We start from the raw sequence: 3,842 nt of genomic DNA on the forward strand, positions 1-3,842 counted from the left end.
GAACTAGAGGCTTCTCAAATTAAACCCTGGGGGTGACCTACTCTCACATGGGATCTCCCACACTACCATCGGCGCAGCTACGTTTCACTTCTGAGTTCGGGATGGGATCAGGTGGTACCATAGCGCTATTCTCCCCAGGAAAACTGGTTGTGTTTGAAGTCTTTCTGATTGACTCCACTCACTGAATAAATTTGATTAGTTGGTATTGTAACAGCAAACTTTCGTTTAGTTTAAGTTATTTTGTATTCATTTTGAACTTAGTGAAACTTTTGTATCATGTTTCGTATCAAAATTGTCTAAGACCTATTATATGGTCAAGCCTCACGGTCAATTAGTATTGGTAAGCTCAATGCATTACTGCACTTACACACCCAACCTATCAACGTCGTAGTCTCCGACGGACCTTTAGAGGGGTTAAACCCCTAGGGAAATCTAATCTTGAGGTAGGCTTCCCGCTTAGATGCTTTCAGCGGTTATCCCGTCCATATGTAGCTACTGGGCAATGCCATTGGTATGACAACCCAAACACCAGAGATATGTCCACTTCGGTCCTCTCGTACTAGAAGCAGCTCCTCTCAAATTTCCAACGCCCACGGCAGATAGGGACCGAACTGTCTCACGACGTTCTGAACCCAACTCGCGTACCACTTTAAATGGCGAACAGCCATACCCTTGGGACCGACTACAGCCCCAGGATGTGATGAGTCGACATCGAGGTGCCAAACTCCGCCGTCGATATGAACTCTTGGGCGGAATCAGCCTGTTATCCCCGGAGTACCTTTTATCCGTTGAGCGATGGCCTTTCCATACAGAACCACCGGATCACTAAAACCTACTTTCGTACCTGCTCGACGTGTCTGTCTCGCAGTCAAGCACCCTTTTGCTTTTGCACTCATAAGCCCGATTTCCGACCGGGCTGAGGGTACCTTCGTACTCCTCCGTTACTCTTTCGGAGGAGACCGCCCCAGTCAAACTACCTACCATACAATGTCCTTAATCCAGATAATGGATCTAAGTTAGAATTTCAAAACTTTCAGGGTGGTATTTCAAGGATGGCTCCACAGAAACTAGCGTCTCTGCTTCAAAGCCTCCCACCTATCCTGCACAAAAAGATTCAAAATCCACTGTAAAGCTATAGTAAAGGTTCACGGGGTCTTTCCGTCTTGCCGCGGGTACACCGCATCTTCACGGCGATTTCAATTTCACTGAGTCTCGGGTGGAGACAGCGTGGCCGTCATTGCGCCATTCGTGCAGGTCGGAACTTACCCGACAAGGAATTTCGCTACCTTAGGACCGTTATAGTTACGGCCGCCGTTTACTGGGGCTTCGATCAAGAGCTTCGCTTACGCTAACCCCATCAATTAACCTTCCAGCACCGGGCAGGCGTCAGACCCTATACGTCCACTTTCGTGTTTGCAGAGTCCTGTGTTTTTGATAAACAGTTGCAGCCACCATTTCACTGCGGCCTTCCATAGCTTACTGCGTAAAGCATTCACCTTGGAAGGCGTACCTTCTCCCGAAGTTACGGTACGATTTTGCCGAGTTCCTTCACCCGAGTTCTCTCAAGCGCCTTAGAATTCTCATCCCAACCACCAGTGTCGGTTTGGGGTACGGTTCTCATATCACTATAGCTTAGAAGCTTTTCTTGGAAGCATAGCATCAACCACTCCGGAGCTCGTAAGCTCCTCGCATTCACGTCTCAGCATTAAGATCCCGGATTTGCCTAAGATCTCTGCCTACCTGCTTACACTGGTATACCAATAACCAGCTGGTCTAGCTTTCTCCGTCCCTCCATCGCATGATACGAGAGTTCAGGAATATTAACCTGATTCCCATCGACTACGCATCTCTGCCTCGTCTTAGGGGCCGACTCACCCTGCTCCGATTAACGTTGAACAGGAAACCTTGGTCTTTCGGCGTGCGTGTCTTTCACACGCATTAACGTTACTTATGTCAGCATTCGCACTTCTGATACCTCCAACAGCTCTTACGAGTCCATCTTCACAGGCTTACAGAACGCTCCCCTACCACATATATTTTAAAATATACATCCGCAGCTTCGGTATATCGCTTGAGCCCCGCTAAATCTTCCGCGCAGGCCGACTCGACTAGTGAGCTATTACGCTTTCTTTAAATGATGGCTGCTTCTAAGCCAACATCCTAGCTGTCTATGCCTTCCCACATCGTTTACCACTGAGCGATAATTTAGGGACCTTAGCTGGCGGTCTGGGTTGTTTCCCTCTCCACAATGGATGTTAGCACCCACTGTGTGTCTCCCATGATAATACTTTCCGGTATTCGGAGTTTGCATCGGTTTGGTAAGTCGGGATGACCCCCTAGCCGAAACAGTGCTCTACCCCCGGAAGTAAATTACATGAGGCGCTACCTAAATAGCTTTCGGGGAGAACCAGCTATCTCCAAGCTTGATTAGCCTTTCACTCCGACCCACAGTTCATCCCCATCCATTGCAACGGATGTGGGTTCGGCCCTCCAGTCAGTGTTACCTAACTTTCAGCCTGACCATGGGTAGATCGCTTGGTTTCGGGTCTATACCCTGCGACTGTTCGCCCTATTAAGACTCGGTTTCCCTGCGCCTCCCCTATTCGGTTAAGCTTGCCACAGAATATAAGTCGCTGACCCATTATGCAAAAGGTACGCAGTCACCCTAAAAAAGGCTCCCACTGCTTGTACGTACACGGTTTCAGATTCTATTTCACTCCCCTCACAGGGGTTCTTTTCACCTTTCCCTCACGGTACTTGTTCACTATCGGTCGATTACGAGTATTTAGCCTTGGAGGATGGTCCCCCCATATTCAGACAGGATTTCACGTGTCCCGCCCTACTTGTTGATATGCTTAGTACCACTATCGATATTTAAAATACGGGGCTATCACCCTCTTCGGCTCATATTTCCATATGATTCTTATATATTGATAGTTATTACGTATCGGCTCTTCCCGGGTCGCTCGCCACTACTGCGGGAATCTCAATTGATTTCTTTTCCTCTGGTTACTTAGATGTTTCAGTTCACCAGGTTCGCTTCCTTAAACCTATATATTCAGTAAAAGGATGACAGGGTTTTAAGCCTGTGCGGGTTTCCCCATTCGGACATTTCCGGATCAAAGCTTGATTGCCAGCTCCCCGAAACTTTTCGCAGACTTCCACGTCCTTCATCGCCTGTAATCGCCAAGGCATCCGCCATGTACGCTTATTCACTTGACCATATAATAGGGATTAGACTCATTATTAAATAATGAACCGTCCAGACTATATGACAAAATAGCTCTTCAATTCTCCTACGAATGTAACATGATAACGTTTCACTTTAAGTTAACTCATTTTTTCAGTTGTCTGTCTTACTAATAATCGCTTATTAACAAGAAGACTTGAAATTGAATACATCGTTACTTAAGTGATGCACTTCTCTCCCGACTCTTTTATATCGAATTATTAATCTCATCACGAGATGAACAATCCTAAAAAGAATCTCGACAACAGCTACTTGATATCACATCAATCAACTGTCATTGAATGCATCGCTATTACGTTGCACCAACTAATCCAAATTTTTAAAGAACACTCTAAACAGATTAGAGTATAAATAAGCTGACTTTCATTAAGACAATCAAAATTATTTATCTTCTATCCTATCCGATACATTTCTAAATCTCGTTCAACCAATCGTTTATCCCTTTAACTACAACATCAATTAATCCACATTTCCGAAGAAACATCTCATAACCTAATAAAGTAATTGGTGGAGGATAACGGAGTCGAACCGATGGCCTCCTGCGTGCAAGGCAGGCGCTCTACCAACTGAGCTAATCCCCCATATTTGGGTT

General features: G+C 46.0%; 1 tRNA gene and 2 rRNA genes. All 3 read right to left on the reverse strand.

The features are described from left to right. Positions 1 to 24: 24 nt before the first annotated feature. The 3 genes from rrf to ACYSN2_RS11035 all read right to left on the reverse strand — a co-directional run bounded on the left by rrf (position 25) and on the right by ACYSN2_RS11035 (position 3,831). Positions 25 to 139 (reverse strand): 5S ribosomal RNA (gene rrf, locus ACYSN2_RS11025). A gap of 171 nt (positions 140 to 310) precedes the next feature. Beyond that, positions 311 to 3,222: ribosomal RNA gene (locus ACYSN2_RS11030) — 23S ribosomal RNA — on the reverse strand. Positions 3,223 to 3,755: 533 nt separating this feature from the next. Further along, positions 3,756 to 3,831, reverse strand: a tRNA-Ala gene (locus ACYSN2_RS11035). Between the last annotated feature and the right edge of the window lie 11 nt (positions 3,832 to 3,842).

This window comes from Ignatzschineria sp. LJL83, assembly GCF_054871845.1.